This window comes from Methanospirillum stamsii (assembly GCF_003173335.1).
GTDB classification, from domain to species: domain Archaea; phylum Halobacteriota; class Methanomicrobia; order Methanomicrobiales; family Methanospirillaceae; genus Methanospirillum; species Methanospirillum stamsii.
In genome coordinates this window covers 1-1,773 of the sequence record NZ_QGMZ01000075.1, presented here as the reverse complement: position 1 = coordinate 1,773, position 1,773 = coordinate 1, and the positions used below count along the sequence as shown (strand labels likewise).

3 protein-coding genes are annotated in these 1,773 nt (G+C 34.9%); all 3 read left to right on the top strand.

The window, feature by feature from the left end; translation table 11 throughout:
• Positions 1-155 precede the first annotated feature (155 nt).
• The 3 genes from DLD82_RS17915 to DLD82_RS17905 are packed head-to-tail and all read left to right on the top strand — an operon-like array spanning position 156 to position 1,767.
• Positions 156-743 carry a PAS domain-containing protein gene (locus DLD82_RS17915; protein ID WP_109942499.1) on the top strand — a complete coding sequence of 196 codons (588 nt, stop codon included), beginning with the start codon at positions 156-158 and terminating at the stop codon, positions 741-743.
• Complete coding sequence (locus tag DLD82_RS17910) at positions 737-1,228, top strand: helix-turn-helix domain-containing protein (protein ID WP_109942498.1); 492 nt, start codon at positions 737-739, stop codon at positions 1,226-1,228. The genes DLD82_RS17915 and DLD82_RS17910 overlap by 7 nt, the downstream gene beginning before the upstream one ends.
• Positions 1,225-1,767: an IS630 family transposase gene (locus DLD82_RS17905; protein WP_109942497.1), complete on the top strand. Its 543-nt coding sequence runs from the start codon at positions 1,225-1,227 to the stop codon at positions 1,765-1,767. The genes DLD82_RS17910 and DLD82_RS17905 overlap by 4 nt, the downstream gene beginning before the upstream one ends.
• Positions 1,768-1,773 lie beyond the last annotated feature (6 nt).

The following is a 1,773-nucleotide window of genomic DNA, read 5'->3' as shown; positions in this document are numbered from 1 at the left end:
TTAATGTGCATGTAAGTTATAATTATAACTTACAATTAGATAAGCCTTTCGCTTGAAAATTGCTAATCGTTTAAAGAATAGAGAATTCTAAACTAATTTTTTCAGATCACGCTATGCAAAATGAGATATAAATTCATAAATTCAGGTCTAAAGGAATGGCGATAATCGATTTTGGCTGGGCTGTAAAAACACTTGAAATTACCTATATTCCAGTATTAGACGCAAGAGGTGAAGTGACCGGACTTTTGGGGATGCATATCGATGTAACAGACCAGATAACGAGGCTCAATGAAATTGAATCCTTTATCAGTGAAAGTCCTCATGCTGTCATGACATTAAACCCGGAAATGGAAGTTATTGATGTAAACCCTGCTTTTTGTAATATTTCAGGATTTACCCGTGAAAAGGTCATGGGAATGAAACATGGCGAATTTAAATCGAAAGACAGAGTCGGGGCAACGGCAGCAGAGGTAATTAAAAATAAGAAGGCCATGGGTGGAAAAATAATCTGCCTCTTTCCGGATGGCATCAGGCATCTGGAGTATACCTATGTCCCGATTTTTGATAAAGCTGGAAAAGTAAGCAAGATCTTTGATATTTTTTCAGATGTCACGTCGCTTATTGAGAAGATCAATGAATCAGAAACCCTTATTAAGGAGAATCCTGCATCAATTGTATCACTGGATATTATAGTTAGTTGCAATACTTTCTATACTATTGAATTTAAATATGGTTTATGGTAAATGTCCAGCAAATAACAATCATACCTCACATTACTCAAAGTGATTTGCTTAAAAAAATTAAAGATTATGAACTAGGGGCCAAAATCCACAAGCGGCTAACCTTTATTAATCTTCGGTATTCGAATATACCCGTAAAGGAAGCATGTAAATTAGTGGGTATTTCTCCGGGAACGGGTTATACGTGGCAGGATAGGTGGAATTCAGAAGGTTATGCAGGTTTAATTCCAAAATATGCTGGTGGAAAGCCAGCAAAACTTTCAGATATTGAAAAGGATCAATTATATGAGATTTTACACACTCGCAATTTTTGGACAACCTCTGAAGTTCGAGAGTTAATTTTTTTAAAATTTTCCGTAAATTATAGTATGGACCAAATAAGGAGAATTTTAAAGAAATATAAAATGCTTTTTGGGAAATTATATCCGCAAGATTATCGTCGCCCTGAAAACGCAGAGGAAATTTTAAAAAAAGACTCCCAAAAATGAGCAAAAATGTTGTAATCGGCTTTTTGGATGCTAGTTCTCCACAATCTACTGCTAACACTCAACGAGTATGGTTTTTCACAAGAACCCGCATTATAAAAAATACCAGTAAGTTTAGAGCCAATACCTTTGGAATTTACTCTCCTAATGGGAACTCCATTTTAACATTTCGTGATCACTCTAAAAAAGAGGATATATGTGAAGTCTTAAGTGAATTTAAAGCAGCAAATCCAGGAAAAAGAATTGTGATAATTCTTGACAACTTCTCATCACATCGATCACAAATGGTCCGTGATTTTTCTGCACAAAATGGTATTGAGCTAATTTTCCTTCCGCCGTATTCTCCAGATTTAAATCCAATAGAGCAAATTTGGAGAGCTGTCCGGAGAGATCTTTCTACCCTTTTCATTAAGGATCTTGATCACTTAAAAGCAGAAATTTGGGAAGAATTTTTCTACAGAATTAACCAAATCACCTATTTCAAAGGATGGGCTGAAAAATTTTTGAGCGCAAAATATTATTTCAAAATGTTATGCAACTAACTATAA